General features: G+C 55.4%; 13 protein-coding genes. 9 read left to right on the forward strand and 4 right to left on the reverse strand.

All coding sequences use genetic code 11. The annotated features are described in order from the left end of the window. Positions 1-32: 32 nt before the first annotated feature. The 4 genes from VHE34_RS06780 to VHE34_RS06795 all read right to left on the reverse strand — a co-directional run bounded on the left by VHE34_RS06780 (position 33) and on the right by VHE34_RS06795 (position 8,289). Positions 33-1,490, reverse strand: a complete 1,458-nt coding sequence (locus VHE34_RS06780; protein ID WP_325586008.1) for an APC family permease — start codon at positions 1,488-1,490, stop codon at positions 33-35. An 18-nt stretch (positions 1,491-1,508) separates the two neighbouring features. Beyond that, entirely contained in the window at positions 1,509-2,096 is a 588-nt protein-coding gene (locus VHE34_RS06785; RefSeq protein WP_325586010.1) for an OmpH family outer membrane protein, read from the reverse strand. A 125-nt stretch (positions 2,097-2,221) separates the two neighbouring features. Continuing rightward, the gene (gene rpoC / locus VHE34_RS06790) at positions 2,222-6,517 is read right to left on the reverse strand and encodes a DNA-directed RNA polymerase subunit beta' (RefSeq protein WP_325586012.1); all 4,296 of its coding nucleotides are present in this window, start codon (positions 6,515-6,517) and stop codon (positions 2,222-2,224) included. Positions 6,518-6,738: 221 nt separating this feature from the next. After that, complete coding sequence (locus VHE34_RS06795) at positions 6,739-8,289, reverse strand: hypothetical protein (RefSeq protein WP_325586015.1); 1,551 nt, start codon at positions 8,287-8,289, stop codon at positions 6,739-6,741. Positions 8,290-8,521: 232 nt separating this feature from the next. Here VHE34_RS06795 and VHE34_RS06800 point away from each other — a divergent pair, with 232 nt between their 5' ends. From VHE34_RS06800 to ilvN, 9 genes are all read left to right on the forward strand, one after another. Then, complete coding sequence (locus tag VHE34_RS06800) at positions 8,522-9,685, forward strand: 2-isopropylmalate synthase (RefSeq protein WP_325586017.1); 1,164 nt, start codon at positions 8,522-8,524, stop codon at positions 9,683-9,685. Between the two features lie 25 nt (positions 9,686-9,710). Beyond that, on the forward strand, positions 9,711-11,081 hold the full coding sequence (leuC, locus tag VHE34_RS06805) for a 3-isopropylmalate dehydratase large subunit (protein WP_325586019.1): 1,371 nt from the start codon (positions 9,711-9,713) through the stop codon (positions 11,079-11,081). 77 nt (positions 11,082-11,158) lie between these two features. Further along, on the forward strand, positions 11,159-11,749 hold the full coding sequence (leuD, locus tag VHE34_RS06810; protein ID WP_325586021.1) for a 3-isopropylmalate dehydratase small subunit: 591 nt from the start codon (positions 11,159-11,161) through the stop codon (positions 11,747-11,749). Between the two features lie 35 nt (positions 11,750-11,784). Next, positions 11,785-12,900 (forward strand): 3-isopropylmalate dehydrogenase, encoded by a 1,116-nt coding sequence (gene leuB, locus VHE34_RS06815; RefSeq protein ID WP_325586023.1) that lies wholly within the window; start codon positions 11,785-11,787, stop codon positions 12,898-12,900. Positions 12,901-13,186: 286 nt separating this feature from the next. Then, a complete protein-coding gene (gene ilvE, locus VHE34_RS06820) occupies positions 13,187-14,083 on the forward strand; it encodes a branched-chain-amino-acid transaminase (RefSeq protein WP_325586025.1) in 897 nt (298 codons plus the stop codon). Positions 14,084-14,117: 34 nt separating this feature from the next. Further along, positions 14,118-15,797, forward strand: coding sequence for a dihydroxy-acid dehydratase (ilvD, locus tag VHE34_RS06825; protein WP_325586027.1), 1,680 nt, complete (start codon positions 14,118-14,120; stop codon positions 15,795-15,797). Positions 15,798-15,900: 103 nt separating this feature from the next. Beyond that, the gene (ilvB, locus tag VHE34_RS06830; protein WP_325586029.1) at positions 15,901-17,670 is read left to right on the forward strand and encodes a biosynthetic-type acetolactate synthase large subunit; all 1,770 of its coding nucleotides are present in this window, start codon (positions 15,901-15,903) and stop codon (positions 17,668-17,670) included. Between the two features lie 9 nt (positions 17,671-17,679). After that, positions 17,680-18,456 (forward strand): class I SAM-dependent methyltransferase, encoded by a 777-nt coding sequence (locus VHE34_RS06835; protein WP_325586031.1) that lies wholly within the window; start codon positions 17,680-17,682, stop codon positions 18,454-18,456. A 2-nt stretch (positions 18,457-18,458) separates the two neighbouring features. Then, positions 18,459-19,049 (forward strand): acetolactate synthase small subunit, encoded by a 591-nt coding sequence (gene ilvN, locus VHE34_RS06840; RefSeq protein WP_325586033.1) that lies wholly within the window; start codon positions 18,459-18,461, stop codon positions 19,047-19,049. Positions 19,050-19,080: the final 31 nt, after the last annotated feature.

Below are 19,080 nucleotides of genomic sequence, written 5' to 3' on the forward strand. Positions count from 1 at the left end.
TTTTTATTGTGCGCCGGCCCTCTGCCGGACCGTCAGCGCCCCCCTGTCTTGGGCGCCCGTCCGGCTCCCGCCGCAAGATAGTACAAAGGTATGCCTGCCAGCACAATGATCAAACCCCAGGTGGAATAGGTCGGCTTCTGGATGATCAGCGCGACGCAAAAGACTATCGCCAAAATGATATAGATCACCGGCAGCACCGGGTAGCCAAAAGCCTTATACGGCCGTTCAAGCTGCGGCTGCTTGCGCCGGAGAATAAAGATACCCAACACCGTCAGCGCATAGAAGGCCACCGCCACAAAGGCGATCATATCCAGCAAGTCGCCATACTTTCCGCTCAGACAAAGGATACCCGCGACCACACATTGCGCCCACAACGCCCAGCCCGGCACGGAATTCTTATTCAGCTTTCCCGCCTCTCGGAAGAAAAGCCCATCCTGCGCCATCGTATAGTACACCCGCGCTCCTGCCAGGATCAACCCGTTATTGCAACCAAAGGTCGAGATCATGATCATCACCGCAATCACATAGGTCCCCCCAAACCCAAAGATATCCTTGGCCGCCGCCACCGCTACCCGGTCCTGCGGCGCCGTAGCGATCCGGTCGAGTGGCATCACACTCAGGTACATGAGGTTCGCAGATACATAGATGACGGTAATGATCAGCGTACCCAAAAAAAGACTAAGCCCGATATTTCGCTTGGGATTCTTCATCTCCCCGGCAATGAACGTAACGTTATTCCAGGCATCGCTGGAGAAAATGGACCCGGTCATCGCCGCCGCGATCGCCCCGAGCACCCCGATGCCAACGATCGGACTGCTGCCCGTTATGCTCCCGCCGTCCGCAGAGGCCGTCAGCCGATGCATATTCCAGGCATCCGCCCAGTTATGCTTCCAGACCTCGCTGCTGGCCGCCAGCAACAACCCCAGGATGATAAGCCCGAACAAAGAAAAAAGCTTGGTAAAAGTAAAAATGCGCTGGATCCATTTTCCACCGTCGATCCCGCGCGTATTGACCCAGGTAAGGAACACGATCAATACGATCGACACGAGCTGCGCCCAGTATATCTTCCAGCTCCCCAGCATAAAGACCACATTTTCGTCTTTCAATTCCAGCGGCGGGAAGAAATAACCCGCAAACTTGGAGAAGGCCACCCCCACCGCTGCAATCGTACCCGTCTGGATAACCGCAAAAAAGCTCCAGCCGTACAGGAACCCCGTCAGCGGGTTATACGCCTCCTTGAGATAGACGTACTGGCCGCCCGCCTTTGGATACATCCCGCTGAGTTCGCCATAACTTACCGCCGCCGACAAAGTCATAAAACCAGTGATCAGCCAGACGAATATAAGCCAGCCGGCGCTCCCGACATTCCGCGTAATGTCCGCGCTGACAATAAAGATCCCGCTTCCGATCATGGAACCGGCAACGATCATCGTGCCGTCAAGCAAGCCCAGCGTGGGCTTAAAATGGGTAGTTTTGGTGGTTTCTGCCATAGCCACCAATATAAGGATTTATTTCTTCTTATAGGCCGCATTCAGCCCATCCACCACATCCGTCGTGATATTATAGGCGCTGTCCTTCGCATAGATAAAGGAGTTCGCGTCATATTGGATGATATAGGAGAAATTCTTCTGCCGGTTGTAATCTTTGAGGTAATCCTCTATCTGCTTGCGGATCTTGGTCTTCAGGTCCTCCGTACTCTTATACAACGCCTGCTCCAGGTTCTGCTTGCGGCTCGCAAACTGCTGCTGCATCTCCTGGTACTCCCGCTGCGCCTGCTCCCCCTCCGCCTGCGTCATCGTATTCCCCTTCTGCCGCCAGCCATCGACCTTCTTCTGATTGCTGCGATCCAGGCTGCTCAATTCCTGCGTCATAGCATTTTCCTGGGCCTTTACCTGCGCCTGCGCATCCTTGAAGTAGTCGTAATGCGCCTCCAGGCTGTCCATGTCGAAATACGCGATCTTAAAACCGGTCCCGGCCATCGTCTTCTCCCCCTCCACATGCTTCTTCAACTGCTCCAGCTGACTCTTCTGCGAAAAAAAGAGCACTCCGATAAGTCCCAATGCAACGACGCTTAAAATGGTAGAGATATACTTCATTTGGAGTTTATGATTTTCAAGGGCCAAATGCAATTCGCCTTCGGCTCGTGTCATAGTAACCGCGAATATAAACAAAGAAGGAGGTCGTAGACCTCCTTCCCATATTTTTTTAACAATATTATATCTTACTCTTCCTCATCGAATTGCATAGCCTCGCGAGTCGTCTGCAACAGCTCGTACTCCTCCTTGCTGCCCACGATCATGTTCTCGAAGTCACGCAGACCCGTACCGGCCGGGATCGGATGACCCGTGATCACATTCTCCTTCAGGCCGAGCATATCGTCGCTCTTACCCTGGATGGCCGCCGAAGAAAGCACCTTCGTCGTTTCCTGGAAGGAAGCCGCCGAGATCCAGCTCTGCGTACCCAACGAAGCCTTGGTGATACCGAGCAGCAACGGCGCCGAAGTGGCGGCATTGGCATCCCGGAACTCAGCCAGCTTCTTGTCGTTCCGCCGCAGGATCGAATTCTCCTCCCGCACTTCCCGCAGGCTCACGATCTGACCCGCCTTCAGCTTGGTGGACTCTCCCGGATCGGTAACGACCTTCTTGTCGAAGATCCAGTCATTCTCTTCGAGGAACTCGAATTTGTCGACGGTATCTTCTTCAAGGAAGCGCGTATCGCCCGGATCGACGATCGTCAGCTTACGCATCATCTGGCGAACGATGACCTCAATGTGTTTATCATTTATCTTAACACCTTGCAAGCGATAAACTTCCTGGATCTCGTTCACTACATACTCCTGTACCGCAAACGGACCCTTGATCGAAAGGATATCCGCCGGGGCGACCTGACCGTCGGACAGCTGCGCGCCGGCCTTGATAAAGTCACCATCCTGCGCCAAAATCTGGCGGGTCAGCGGAACGAGGTACTTCTTGACAACCCCATCCTTGGCTTCCACGATGATCTCGCGGTTACCGCGTTTGATGTTACCAAAGGTCACCACACCGTCGATCTCGCTCACGATCGCAGGATTCCCGGGATTCCGCGCTTCGAAAAGCTCCGTTACACGCGGCAGACCACCGGTGATATCCCGCAGTTTACCCAACACGCGCGGGATCTTCACGATAACCTGGCCGGACCTTACTTCTTCGCCCTCTTCAACCACGATATGCGAACCAACCGGGAGGTTATAGCTCTTCACCTCCTTGGCGCCCTCGATATTGATCGACGGGATCTTCGTCTTATCCTTGGTTTCGATAACCACCTTCTCCCGGTGACCGGTCTGTTCGTCCGCCTCTTCCCGGTAAGTGATACCCTCGATAACGGCGTCGAACTTCGTGTTCCCCGCGATCTCGGCGATCACTACGTTGTTGAAAGGGTCCCAGCTACAGATCACATCGCCCTTCGCCACCTTCTGCCCGTCCTTGACGTTCAGCATGGCCCCATAAGGCACGTTGTTGGTGATCAGCAGACGGTCATTCTTCACGTCCATGATCCGCACCTCACCGGTACGGCCAATGACGATCTGTACATTCGCGCCTTCGTTGTTCTGCGTCGTTACCGTCCGCAACCCGTCGAACTGCACCGTCCCTTCAAACTTGGCCAGCATCGTGCTTTCGACAGACGCACTGCCTGCAACACCACCCACGTGGAAGGTACGCAGGGTCAGCTGGGTACCAGGCTCACCGATGGACTGGGCGGCGATAATGCCCACCGCATCCCCCTTCTGAGCCGTGTAACCCGTCGCCAGGTTCTTACCATAACATTTCACACACACCCCGCGCTTGCTTTCGCAGGTCAGCACGCTCCGGATCTCCACCGTCTCGATACCCGCGTCCTCGATCGCCTTTCCAATCTCCTCGGTTATCTGCTCACCCGCGGTGACGATCAGCTTATCATTGGCAGGATCATATACGTCATGAAGCGAAGTACGCCCGAGGATACGGTCGTACAGCGGTTCCACGATATCTTCATTGTCCTTCAGGGCCGAAGTGGCAATACCCCGCAGCGTACCGCAATCCTCTTCAGTGATCACCACGTCCTGCGCAACGTCCACCAAACGACGGGTCAGGTAACCCGCATCGGCCGTTTTCAAGGCCGTATCCGCAAGACCCTTACGCGCACCGTGCGTGGAGATGAAGTAGTCCAATACGTTCAGACCACCCTTGAAGTTCGACAGAATGGGGTTCTCGATGATCTCGCTCCCCGTCGAACCCGACTTCCTCGGCTTGGCCATCAGACCTCTGATCCCGGCAAGCTGCTTGATCTGCTGCTTGCTGCCACGCGCGCCGGAGTCCAGCATCATATACACGGAGTTGAAACCCTGCTTGTCGGTGGCAAGCTCATGGATCAGCGTCTCGGTGATCCGGGTATCCACCCGGGACCAGATGTCGACGATCTGGTTATATCGCTCGTTATTGGTGATCAAACCCATATTGTAGTTGTCCCAAACCTCGTCAACTTCACCCTTCGCATTCTCCAGCAACTCTTCCTTGGTATCGGGAATGATCAGGTCATTGATGTTGAACGACAGACCGCCACGGAACGCCATCCGGAAGCCCAGTTGCTTGATATCATCCAGGAACTTCACCGTCTTCGGGATATTCGTCCACTTGATGATATTGCCGATGATCTCCCGCAGCGACTTCTTGGTCAGCAGCGCGTTCACAAAACCAACCTCGGTCGGCACGTTCTGGTTGAACAGCACCCGGCCAACCGTCGTCTCGAGCAGCTTGGTCTCGAGCTGGTCATGGTTGTTCCGCACCTTCGTCTTCACCTTGATATACGCATGCAGATCGACCCGGCCTTCGTTATAGGCGATGATCACCTCTTCGGCACTGTAGAAATGCTTGCCCTCACCCTTCACCTTTTCGGTGGCGGTGGATTTCTTACCCTTGGTGATATAGTAAAGCCCAAGCACCATGTCCTGCGAAGGCAGGGTGATGGGAGTTCCGTTCTGTGGGTTGAGGATGTTGTGCGAAGACAACATCAACAGCTGCGCTTCAAGGATAGCCGCACTGGACAACGGCACGTGGACGGCCATCTGGTCACCGTCGAAGTCGGCGTTGAACGCCGTACACACCAACGGGTGCAGCTGGATCGCCTTACCCTCGATCAGCTTCGGCTGGAAAGCCTGGATCGAAAGCCGGTGCAGCGTCGGGGCCCGGTTCAGCATCACCGGGTGTCCCTTCAGGATATTCTCGAGGATATCCCAGACAATGGCTTCTTTTTTATCAACCAGCTTACGCGCACTCTTCACCGTCTTCACGATGCCGCGCTCGATCAGCTTCCGGATGATAAAGGGCTTGAACAGCTCGGCAGCCATGTCCTTCGGCAGACCGCACTCGTGCAGTTTGAGCTCAGGCCCTACTACGATTACGCTACGACCGGAGTAGTCGACGCGTTTACCAAGCAGGTTCTGACGAAACCGGCCTTGCTTGCCCTTCAGCACGTCGCTCAAAGACTTCAGCGCACGACCGCCCTCGGCCTTCACCGCATTTGATTTCCGGCTGTTATCAAACAATGAGTCGATGGCTTCCTGCAGCATCCGCTTTTCGTTTCGCAGGATCACCTCAGGCGCCTTGATCTCCAACAACCGCTTCAGACGGTTGTTCCGGATGATCACCCGGCGATACAGGTCGTTCAGGTCCGAAGAGGCGAACCGGCCCCCATCCAGGGGAACCAGCGGACGCAGCTCGGGCGGAATGACCGGGATATATTGCATCACCATCCACTCGGGACGGTTCGTGATCCGCGAATTGGCGTCACGGAAAGCCTCCACGACGCTCAGCCGCTTCAACGCATCGGCCTTCCGCTGCTGCGAAGTCTCGTTGGCCGCCGCATTACGCAGGTCGAAGGACAACTGGTCCAGCTCGATCCGCTCCAGCAGATCGTGAACCGCCTCCGCACCCATCTTGGCAATGAACTTGGCAGGGTCCTCGTCCGGCAGATACTGGTTGTCCTTCGGGAGCGTATCCAGGATCTCCAGGTATTCTTCCTCCGTCAGAAGATCGCCATAGTTCTGCCCCTTATCCGTCCGGATACCAGGCTGAATGACGACATATCTTTCATAATAAATAATGCTCTCAAGCTTCTTGCTGCTCATCCCCAACAGATAACCGATCTTATTGGGAAGAGACTTGAAATACCAGATATGAACCACCGGGACCACCAGCTTGATGTGGCCCATCCGCTCCCGCCTGACCTTCTTTTCCGTTACTTCTACCCCACAACGGTCACAAACGATACCCTTATACCGGATACGCTTGTACTTTCCGCAGGCACACTCATAATCCTTCACCGGACCAAAGATCCGCTCGCAGAACAAACCATCCCTCTCCGGCTTGTAGGTCCGGTAGTTGATGGTCTCAGGCTTCAAAACCTCCCCATAGCTCCTCTCCAGGATGCTGTCAGGCGAAGCAAGACCGATGGTGATTTTGGAAAAAGTGGCTCTTGGACGATTTTCTTTTTTGATAGCCATATTGCAATATGCTTTTTTTAGCCTTTCTTCTAACCCATTATATATCAAAAAGATACCCTACCCAGTATTACTCTGGGAGGCTACCTGACGTACTGAATATATGCTGCTGGGCCCAAATCAAGGAGGGCAAAGGTACGAATTTTACACAACAAAATAATATTTTCCACCCCTGTCAATCCCGGCCCGCCAACCCGCACACCCACCCGGCGCCCCCGCCCGGCCTATCCCCTCCTTTTCCCGCTCACATACTTCTGCCGTATGATGTCCTGCACCGGCACATCCTCGATCTTGCTCTCCAGCCAGGAAATGATATCCAGGTACACAAAAGCCCTCGTCTCGAACCGGTTCTTCTCATAGGCCTTCAGCTTCCCCAGCAGCTTCCCAAACTCCTCTTTCATCAACCCGGGCCGCAGGTTAAAGGACTTCCGCACAAACCGGAAGATCTCCTCCTCCACAAGACTAAGGTTCTCCATCTTGGCCATAAACCGGTATACCGATTTCGTCAGGTACTCCAGCAACCCGAAATTCCCCAGCTCATAATGCGCGATAAGATGCAACAACCGGCTATAACACTGCAGATCCGTCCTTAAGTCGACTTTCCAGTTGATTATCTTATTCAGATAGTCGATCGTCTTCTCATAATCCCCGCTGCCAAAATACAAACACGCGATCTTGTAATAGAACACCAGGATCCGGTGCCGGTCCAGGTAGATCCAGTACTCCTTCAACTTCTGCTCGATATAGGGAACAAGCGACAACCCCTCCGTGAACGTCCCGTAAATGAAATGCTGGTTGAGCTTCGAGATATAGAGGTAAACAAAGGTCTGGATCCGGTTGTTCACATTGTTCTTCACGATCTCCGACTCCGAGAAGTCCTCGAACTGCTTCAGCGTTTCCTCGAACTTTTGATCGTTCAGCAGGTCGAAATGCGCCCCCAAAAGGTTGTGCATCCCCTTGATATACTGTGAAGTCTCGATCCGCAGCATAAACGGCTCCTTCTCGAACAGATCGACCCACTTCTGGGTATACCGGTAATACATCAAAAAGTCCTGCCGGATAAAGGCATACCACGAAAAACTCTGGTACAAATACAATTGCGCATAGAAGCCCTGGCAAAGACTGGTATCGGCAGGCAGGTTCCGCTCGAAGAATTCCTGCACCGCCACCTCATCCTTCTCATTCCTCGCCACCCCATTTCGGATATACCAACTGTACAGCTCCAGCGAAAGATTCGATAGCCGGCTGATCATCTGCAAATGATCGTTGACGACATCCACCTCGTTGGCCAGCTGATCGGCCCGGTCCTGCATGCTTCGGGTGATATGCAACCCCTCGATCGTCTTCTCAAAGAAAAGGACCTGCAGTAAGAAGGTCTCCTGGTTGTTCGCCCGCGCCAGCTCTTTGATCTTGTCGAGAGTACGGAGACTTTGGAGATAAAGCCCCTTGTTATATAGGATGCGGGCAAAATCAAGCTGCTCATGTAGCTGAATATCAATGTTTTCCTCCTGCCTTATCAGCCTTAGGCTCGTCAGGATCTCCCGGTAGAGATGTGCCTTGGCGTTGGACAGCTGCTGCTTGCGTAAATTTTTGTTTTTATTTAACAATTGGGCCTCGTCATACTCCTCCATTTTGTCCATCGCATCAAACAATTGGATGCTTTTCAATTCCTCACTCCCCGAATTTCGCTTGATATAAAGCTTAAAATTCCGCTTCTCGCTCTTTTCCAGAGATTTTATGAGCTGGAACAATACGTCTGACGATCGGTTGGGCATCGTAATTTAAAATTGTAAGAATCGCTACAGGAGCGGGTTTCAGGCGAATTACGACCCATTAAGGTCCGTAAAACCTGTATGATTATGATTTTAGGGCGAATTTAAACAAAGCTAAATTTATCCATCCGCCGGGATAGGACCAAAGGTCCGTCGGCCGGAGGCCAGATTTTAGCGCTTTGAGGGAGATGCGCTAATTTCTCCCAAAGTGCATCTCCCGAACAAATTTACTTCAATGTCCGATCAAAAAATCTTCATCTTCGACACAACCCTCCGCGACGGCGAGCAGGTGCCCGGTTGCAAGCTAAACACAAAAGAAAAGATCGAACTGGCCCTCCAGCTCGAAGCCCTCGGCGTCGATATCATCGAAGCCGGCTTTCCGATCTCCAGTCCCGGCGATTTCAACTCCGTCGAGGAAATTGCAAAGATCATAAAGAATTCAACCGTCTGCGGCCTCAGCCGCGCCGTTCAAAAAGACATCGAAACGGCCGCCGCGGCGCTTAAACACGCCCGTAGGCCCCGCATCCACACCGGCATCGGCACCAGCGACTCCCACATAAAAAGCAAGTTCAACTCCACGCGCGAAGACATCCTCCAACGCGCCGTCCAGGCCGTCAAATGGGCAAAGAACTTCGTCGACGACGTCGAATTCTACGCCGAAGACGCCGGCCGCACTCAAAACGAATACCTCGCCCGGGTCATCGAAGCCGTCATAGGCGCAGGCGCCACCGTCGTCAATATCCCCGACACTACCGGCTACTGCCTCCCCGACCAATACGGCGAAAAGATCGCCTGGCTCGTCAATAATGTTCCCAATATCGACAAAGCCATCATCTCCTGCCACTGCCATAACGACCTCGGACTCGCCACCGCCAACTCCATCGCCGGTATCCGCGCAGGCGCCCGCCAGATCGAATGTACCATCAACGGCCTCGGCGAACGCGCCGGCAACACTTCCCTCGAAGAAGTAGTGATGGTCATCAAACAACACAAAGACCTGGGTTTCTACACCGGCATCAACCCAAAGGCGCTGAACCCCATGAGCCAATCGGTTTCCGATACCATGCGCATGCCGGTCCAGCCAAACAAGGCCATCGTAGGCGCCAACGCCTTCTCCCACTCCTCCGGTATCCACCAGGACGGCTTCCTCAAAGACGCCTCGACCTACGAGATCATCGCCCCAGAAGAAGTCGGCGCCGAAGGCTCCCGGATCGTGCTCACCGCCCGCAGCGGCCGCAGCGCCCTCGCCTTCCGCCTCCATAAGATCGGCTACTCCTTTACCCGCAACGAAGTCGACGCACTCTACGAACGCTTCCTGCAGATCGCCGATACCAAGAAAGAAGTCGTGGAAGAAGATCTTCATCAACTGGCAAAGACCGTTCAGGCCATAGCAGTATAAAAACAAGCCATAGCATTACAAAAATATGCCACTAACACTATTCGAAAAGATCTGGAACAAGCACGTCGTCAAAACCATTGACGGCGGCCCCTCCGTATTGTACATCGATCGCCACTTCATCCACGAGGTCACCAGCCCCCAGGCCTTCAAAGGGCTCGAAAAACGCGGCATCGAAGTCCTCCGCCCAAAACAGATCGTCGCCACCGCCGATCACAACGTACCCACCCTCGACCAGCACCTCCCGATCAAAGAAGAGCTTTCCCGCATCCAGGTACAAGCGCTCGTCGACAATACAAAAAAACATCACATCGAACTCTATGGCCTGGGCCATCCCTACCAGGGCATCGTCCACGTCATCGGCCCGGAGCTCGGCGTCACCCAACCCGGAATGACCATCGTCTGCGGGGATAGCCATACCTCCACCCACGGCGCCTTCGGCGCCATCGCCTTCGGCATCGGCACCAGCGAGGTCGAAATGGTCATGGCCACTCAATGCCTGCTCCAAAGCAAACCCAAACTGATGCGCATCAACGTCGAGGGCGCCCTCAACAAAGGCGTCACCTCGAAAGACATCATCCTCTATATCATCGCGCAGATCTCCGCCAGCGGCGCCACCGGCTACTTCGTCGAATACGCCGGCTCCGCCATCCGCAGCCTCTCCATGGAAGGCCGCATGACCATCTGCAACATGAGCATCGAAATGGGCGCCCGCGGCGGCATGATCGCCCCCGATCAAACCACCTTCGATTATATAAAAGGCCGCCAGTTCGCCCCCAAAGGCGACCAATGGGATAAGAAGCTTGCCGAATGGAAAGAGCTCTATTCCGACGAAGGCGCGACATTCGACAAAGAGATCACCATCGCCGCCGCCGAGATCGAACCCATGATCACTTACGGCACCAACCCCGGTATGGGCATCGCCGTCAGCGGTCAGATCCCGACCGGCACCGATCCCAAGTCCCTCGCCTACATGGGCCTCCAGGCCGGCGCAGCCATCAAAGGCAAAAAAGTGGACTACGTCTTCATCGGCAGCTGCACCAACTCCCGCATCGAAGACCTCCGCCTCGTCGCCTCCTTCGTCAAAGGCCGCAAAAAAGCCGATAACGTCGAAGTATGGATCGTCCCCGGATCGAAACAGGTCGAACAACAGGCCATAAAAGAAGGGATCGATAAAGTATTCGCCGAAGCCGGCTTTCTTCTCCGCTCTCCGGGCTGCTCCGCATGTCTCGGCATGAACGAAGACAAGATCCCCGCCGGAAAATATTGCATCTCCACCTCCAACCGCAACTTCGAAGGCCGCCAGGGGCCCAACGCCAGGACCCTCCTCGCCAGCCCCCTGACAGCCGCCGTAGCCGCCATCACCGGTGAAGTAGCCGATATACGCGAGTGGATCTAAGCGGGCCACGGGCCCGCTGTCCGAAGGACAATAATTAGCGAAAACGGACCGAAGGTCCGCAGAATAAACGAGTAACGATGTCAAAGTCAATAAATAAAATATCCAGCACCGCGGTCCCCGTCCACCTCGAGAACGTCGACACCGACCAGATCATCCCCGCCCGCTTCCTCAAAGCAACCACCCGGGAAGGATTCGGCGACAACCTCTTCCGCGACTGGCGCTACAACAGCGACGGAACCCCGAAAAAAGATTTCGTCCTCAACAACCCAACCTATAGCGGAAAGATCCTCGTCGCCGGCAAGAACTTCGGTTGCGGCTCCAGCCGCGAACACGCCGCCTGGGCCATCAAAGACGCCGGCTTCGACGTCGTCGTCAGCAGCTTCTTCGCCGACATCTTCAAGAACAACGCACTGAACAACTTCCTGCTGCCGGTAACCGTCAGCGAAGAATTCCTGCAACAGATCTTTGCCGCCGTCGAAAAAGATCCCAAAACAACGATCAACGTCGACCTCGAAACCCAGACGATCACCGCGGACGGCAAGTCCGAATCCTTCGAGATCAACAACTATAAAAAGACATGCCTCCTCAATGGGTACGATGACATCGACTATTTACTAAGCATCAAACCCGAGATCGAAGCATTCGAACGAAAACACCTGGCCATATAATATAACCCAACTGTACCCCACCCAATAACACATCTATGCAAAAGAACATTGTAGTCATCGAAGGCGACGGGATAGGCCCCGAGGTAACCCGGCAAGCCATAAAGGTCCTCAATGCCGTAGCAGAACAAGGAGGTCATGAATTCAACTTCACCTACCACCTCATGGGCGCCTGCGCCATCGACAAGACAGGCAACCCGCTCCCCGACGAAACCATCGAAGCCGCCCTCAACGGCGACGCGATTCTCTTCGGGGCCATCGGTCACCCCAAATACGATAACGATCCCACGGCAAAGGTCCGCCCCGAACAGGGTCTCCTCAAACTGCGGAAATCCCTCCAGTTGTTCGCCAACATCCGCCCCGTGACCACCTACCCCTCTCTCCAGCACCTTTCTCCCCTCAAGGCGAAAATACTCGAGAACGTCGATTTCGTCATCTTCCGCGAATTGACGGGCGGTATCTACTTCGGTAAGAAAGAGGTCAACGCGGAAGGCACACAGGCATCCGACGACTGCGTATACACCCGCGAAGAGATCGAACGCATCGCACACCTCGCCTTCAAACAGGCGCAACAACGCCGCAAGAAGCTGACCCTCGTCGACAAGGCCAACGTCCTCGAAACCTCCCGCCTCTGGCGCAAGGTCGTCCAGGACATCGCCGGCACATACCCCGACGTAAAGGTCGACTTCCTCTTCGTCGACAACGCAGCGATGCAGATCATCCTCAACCCGAAACAATTCGACGTCATCCTGACGGAAAATATGTTCGGCGATATCATCAGCGACGAAGCCAGCGTCATCAGCGGCAGCCTGGGCCTTCTGCCCTCGGCCTCCATCGGCAAAGGCTCCGCACTCTTCGAACCCATCCACGGCTCCTACCCCCAGGCCGCAGGCAAGGACATTGCCAACCCACTGGGAAGCATCCTCTCCGCAGCCATGCTGCTGGATCACTTCGGTCTTCACGCCGACGCCAACAAGGTGCGGGAAGCCGCCAACTGGACCCTGCAGAACGGGTTCGTCACAAAAGACATCGATCCCATCAACTTCTATTTCACGTCTACCATCGGCGAACTCATCAGCGATTACGTCAGTGGCAAGACCCCCGGTGACATCCACCGCGACAATATAGAATTGAGAAAGTCGACGATCATCTAGGCGGGCCACGGGCCCGCCGGCCGAAGGCCCATCATTAGCGCTTCACAAATGCGGTCCCGCAGGGACCGATAAATGACAGGGACCGGCTGATATCAAAAAAAAAGTTCTTTGGTTTTTTCATAAGGCGGACGTATATTCGTAGCATGAAATTGCTCTCCGTAATAATTATCGTGGTGGTGATTATTATTCCTGCGACACAGGGAGGAGGGTGGTAATTGTAACTACGACAAATCAAAATACCAGCGGCCCGCCTCCCAAAGGCGGGCCGCTTTTTTAATTACAGATTATGGCACAGTATTATAACGAGAACACCGTTCTCTGGCTGGACGGAGCAATCCTGAAAGCCTCCGAAGCCAGGACCGACCTCTACGGCCAGTCCCTCCATTACGGCTACTCCGTATTCGAAGGGATCCGCAGTTATCGCACGGCAAACGGAAAAACGAAGATCTTCAAGGCCGAAGAACACTTCGACCGCCTCCAGCGCTCCGCCGCCGCGCTGAACATGCCCTACCGCTACACCACCCCCGAACTGATCATCGCCGCCTACGACATCCTCGATCGCAACAACCTGCAGGACGCCTATATCCGCCCTGTAGTATATGGCCCCGCCAACATGTCCTTCAACCCCAACACCGAATCCTTCACCGTCATCGAAACCTGGGAGATGGCGCCCTTCCTCGGAGAAAAACTCCTGAAGGTAATGACCTCCTCCTTCCAGCGGCCAAACCCAAAAGGATTCAAGATCGAAGCAAAAGCCGCCGGCCACTACGTCAACTCCATCATGGCCAGCCACGAAGCAAAAGGCAAAGGATTTGACGAGGCGCTGCTAACCGATATGAACGGCTTCATCGCCGAAGGACCCGGCGCCAATATGTTCTTCGAAAAAGGCGGCAGGCTCTACACACCGGCCACCGGCAATATCCTCCCGGGCATCACCCGCGCAACCGTTCTGGAACTCTGCGCCGAACTGGACATCCCCGTCGAACAGGGCCGGTACACCGGAGCCGATCTGAAACAAGCCGACGCAGCCTTCTTCTGCGGCACCGCCGCCGAAGTCATTGGCTGGGCCTCCATCGACGACTACACCTTCCCCCAACCCTGGAAGACAACCCAAAGCAAAAAGATTCAACAGGCTTATAAAGACAAGGTCATCGAAAAACAACCAAAGCTCGAAACGATCTAGGCGCAAAAAACAACCCAAACTAGAAACGATATAAATGGAACTGAACAAGTACAGCAAGACACTCACCCAGGATATCACGCAACCCGGTGCACAGGCAATGTTATATGGTCTCGGTCTCACGGACACAGATCTCGCAAAAGCCCAGGTCGGCATCGCCTCCATGGGCTATGACGGCAACACCTGCAACATGCACCTCAACGACCTCGCCCAGATCGTAAAAAAAGGCGTCTGGGAAAAAGACCTCGTCGGTTTCATCTTCAATACCATCGGCGTCAGCGACGGGATGGCCAATGGCACCGACGGGATGCGCTATTCCCTCGTCAGCCGCGACGTCATCGCCGACTCCATCGAAGCCATCTGCGGCGCACAATATTATGACGGGGTCATCGCCCTTCCCGGCTGTGATAAGAATATGCCCGGCTGCATCATCGCCATGGGCCGGCTCAACCGCCCCGCCCTCATGGTCTACGGCGGCACCATCGCCCCCGGACACTACAAAGGCCAGGATCTCAACATCGTATCGGCCTTCGAAGCCCTCGGGCAAAACATCGCCGGCACCCTCAGCGACGCCGACTTCAAAGGCATCGTCCGCAACTCCTGCCCGGGAGCCGGCGCCTGCGGCGGCATGTATACCGCCAACACCATGGCCGCCGCCATCGAAGCCCTCGGCATGAGCCTCCCCTACTCCTCATCCAACCCCGCGCTCAGCCAGCAGAAAAAAGACGAATGCGCCGCCGCAGGCGCCGCCGTCCGCCACCTGCTGGAAAAAGATATCAAACCAAAGGACATCATGACCCGGAAGGCATTCGAAAATGCCATCACCACCATCATGGTCCTCGGCGGCAGCACAAACGCCGTCCTCCACCTCATCGCCATGGCAAAAAGTGTCGACGTCCCCCTCACCCAGGACGACTTCCAGGCGATCAGCGATCGCATCCCGGTTCTCGCCGACTTCAAACCCAGCGGGAAATACCTCATGCAAGATCTCCACGAACACGGCGGCATCCCCAGTGTGATGAAATATCTTCTCGAAAAAGGTCTCCTCCACGGCGACTGTCTCACCGTCACCGGTAAGACCCTCGCAGAGAACCTGGAAAACATCCCCACGCTCGATTTCGAAACACAGGATATCATCAAACCGCTCGATACGCCGATCAAAGCCACCGGCCACCTCCAGATCCTCTATGGCAACCTCGCCGAAGGTGGCAGCGTCGCAAAGATCAGCGGGAAAGAAGGCGAACGCTTTGAAGGCCCCGCCCGCGTTTTCGACGGCGAACATGACTTCATCCAGGGTATCAACACCAAAAAGATAAAACCCGGCGACGTCGTCGTCATCCGCTACGTCGGTCCCGTCGGCGCACCCGGCATGCCCGAAATGCTCAAGCCAACCGGCGCCCTCATCGGCGCAGGCCTGGGCAAGTCCGTCGCCCTGATCACCGACGGCCGCTTCAGCGGAGGCACCCACGGCTTCGTCGTCGGCCACATCACCCCCGAAGCCCATATCGGCGGCGCCATCGCATTCGTCAAAGACGACGATACCATCGAGCTCGACGCCACAAAGAATACCATCACATTGAAAGTAACCCCGGAAGAACTGGCCAAAAGAAAAGCAGCCTGGAAACAACCTGCCCTCAAAGCCACAAAAGGCCTCCTGTATAAATACGCAAAACAAGTAAAGAACGCAGCCGAAGGCTGCGTAACTGATGAACTATGATTTTTCGCCCCGGGGCGAAACAAAAAAATACGCCCGGGCTCAAAATGGCCAATAATTGGCCTTCGGCCAGCGGACCCGTGGTCCGCATTTAAAAAAGAATTGTATGAGTAATATAACCGCAACTCCCGTCACAACATCCACCCCGCCCAAGTCAAAAGCCGCAAAAGAATCGGCCCCGGTGGCGCGGGAGTTGACCGGCTCCGCCGCCGTCCTCGAAGCCTTCCTCGCAGAAGGCGTCGACACTATCTTCGGCTACCCCGGCGGAGCGATCATGCCGATCTATGACGCCCTCTATGATTACCGGGACAAGCTGAAGCACATCCTCGTCCGTCACGAACAAGGCGGCATCCACGCCGCCCAGGGCTATGCAAGGACATCCGGCCGCACCGGTGTGGTCTTCGCCACCAGCGGACCCGGCGCCACCAACCTCGTCACCGGCCTCGCCGACGCCATGATCGACAGCACACCGGTCGTTTGTATCACCGGCCAGGTCTTCGCCCATCTGCTCGGTACCGACGCCTTCCAGGAGACGGATGTGATCAACATCACCACCCCCGTCACCAAATGGAACTTCCAGGTCACGGACGCGACCGAGATCCCCGCGGCACTGGCAAAGGCATTTTATATCGCCGGCAGCGGCCGCCCCGGACCCGTGCTCATCGATATCACCAAGAACGCCCAGGTACAGAAATTCAATTACGAGGGTTATACGAAATGCGAACACGTCCGCAGCTATCGCCCCAAGCCCATCGTTCGCAAGGAATATATCGCAAAAGCCGCAGAACTGATCAACGAGGCAAAACGGCCCTTTATCCTCTTCGGCCAGGGGGTCATCCTCGGCAAAGCGGAACAGGAGTTCAAAGCCTTCGTGGAAAAAAGCGGCATCCCCGCAGCCTGGACCCTCCTCGGTCTCAGCGCTCTCCCCACTGATCATCCTTTAAATGTCGGGATGCTCGGCATGCACGGCAACTACGGGCCCAACCTGCTCACAAATGACTGCGACGTCCTCATCGCCGTCGGCATGCGCTTCGACGACCGCGTCACCGGCCGCCTCGACAAATACGCAAAACAGGCCAGGGTCGTCCACCTCGACATCGACCCGGCCGAGATCGATAAGAACGTAAAGACGACCGTACCCGTCTGGGGCGATTGCAAAGAGACCCTGCCCCTGCTCACGGAACTCGTCCATGAAAAGACCCATCCCGAATGGCTCCAACGCTTCAAAGACTGTTACAGGCAGGAAGAAGAAGCCGTTATCAAAAACGAGCTGAATCCCACCGCCGGGGAAATGACCATGGGCGAAGTGATCAAGGTGCTCAACGAACTGACCGGCGGCAATGCAGTCATCGTAACCGATGTCGGCCAACACCAGATGGTCGCCAGCCGCTACGCCCGCTTCAACCAATCCCGTAGCAACGTCACCTCCGGCGGCCTCGGAACCATGGGCTTCGGCCTGCCCTCCGCTATCGGCGCAAAATATGGGGCGCCCGACCGAACGGTCGTCGCCATCATCGGTGACGGCGGCTTCCAGATGACCCTGCAGGAACTGGGTACGATCATGCAATACGGCGCAGAAGTGAAAATCCTCATCCTCAACAACCGCTTCCTCGGCATGGTCCGCCAATGGCAGGAACTCTTTAATGACAAACGGTATTCTTTCGTCGATATCACCAGCCCCGACTTCGTGGCCCTGGCAAAGGCCTATTACATAGAAGGCAACAGCATCAGCGATCGCAAAGACCTGAAGGCAGCCCTCAAAACCATGCTCGACCATAAGGGCTCATACCTCCTCGAAGTCTTCACCGGAAAGGAAAACAACGTCTTCCCGATGGTACCCCAGGGCTGCAGCGTAAGTGAGATCAGACTTAAATAATTAGCGAAAATGGCAACATTACAACACGATACAAACTGGAACCCAACTCTCTACGATGACAAGCATACCTTCGTCGCGAAGTACGGAGAAGATGTGGTCCAGCTGCTCGCCCCGCAAAACGGGGAACGCGTCCTCGACATCGGCTGCGGCACCGGCTATCTGACCAATCTCATCGCCCAGGCCGGCGCCCGCGTCATCGGCATCGACAACTCCGATTCCATGATCCAACGCGCCCAGGCCGTCTATCCCGACCTCGATCTCCGGGTGATGTCCGCCACCGACTTCCACTTCGACACCCCCTTCGACGCCGTCTTCTCCAACGCCGTCCTCCATTGGGTGCTCGAAAAAGAGGCCGCCGTCGATTGCATGGCGGAAGCCCTCCGCCCCGGCGGTCGGCTCGTCCTCGAAATGGGCGGAAAAGGAAACGTCGAAGAGATCGTCGTCGCTACCCGCAAGGTCCTCACCCGGCACGGCTACTACAGCAACGCATCCACCCAGCTCTGGTATTTCCCATCGATCAGCGAATACACGACCCTGCTGGAGAAAAAAGGATTCCGCGTTCGCTTCGCAGCTCACTTCGATCGTCCCACGGAACTCAAAGACACAGAGAACGGGATCAAGGAATTTATAAAAATGTTTGGGAACGCCTTCTTCGTCGATATCCCGGAAAGAGCCGTCGATCCTATCCTCACCGAGATACAGGAAGCCGTCCGACCTACCAATTACCGCAACGGCGCCTGGTACGGTAATTATAAAAGGCTGCGCATCGCAGCAGTAAAATTATAGTCATGAACAAGCAGGAATATACCATCACCGTCTACACCGAGAACCAGATCGGCCTCATCAACCGCATCGCCATCCTCTTCTCCCGCCGGAAGATCAACATCGAAAGCCTCAACACCTCCCCCTCGGAAGTGGACGGCATCCACCGCTTCACCATCGTCATCAACGAGACCGAAGAAGTGGTTCGCAAACTCTGCCGCCAGCTGGAAAAACAGGTGGAGATCCTCAAGGCCTATTACAACACCAACGAAGAAATTATCTGGCAGGAACTCGCCCTCTACAAGGTCTCCACCGACGAGATCGCCGAAAAAGTAAAGGTCGAACGCCTGCTCCGCGAATACGGCGCCCGCGCAGTAGTGATCCGTAAAGATTACACCGTCTTCGAGACCACCGGTCAGCGCGAAGAGATCGACCGGCTCATCACCGTCCTCGAACCCTACGGCCTCATTGAGTTTGTCCGCAGCGCCCGCGTCGCCATCATCAAGGAAAGCGCAGGCTTCCACGAAAAGCTGAAGGAATTCGAACTCACCAAACCCGGCGAAGAGGTCGTGGAAAATCAATACCTCAACGAACAGGACAAAGTATTCTCAATGTAGGACGGCCACGGGCCGGCCGGCCGAAGGCCAC

It is taken from the genome of Puia sp., assembly GCF_035546395.1.
In the GTDB taxonomy this organism is placed as follows: Bacteria; Bacteroidota; Bacteroidia; order Chitinophagales; family Chitinophagaceae; genus Puia.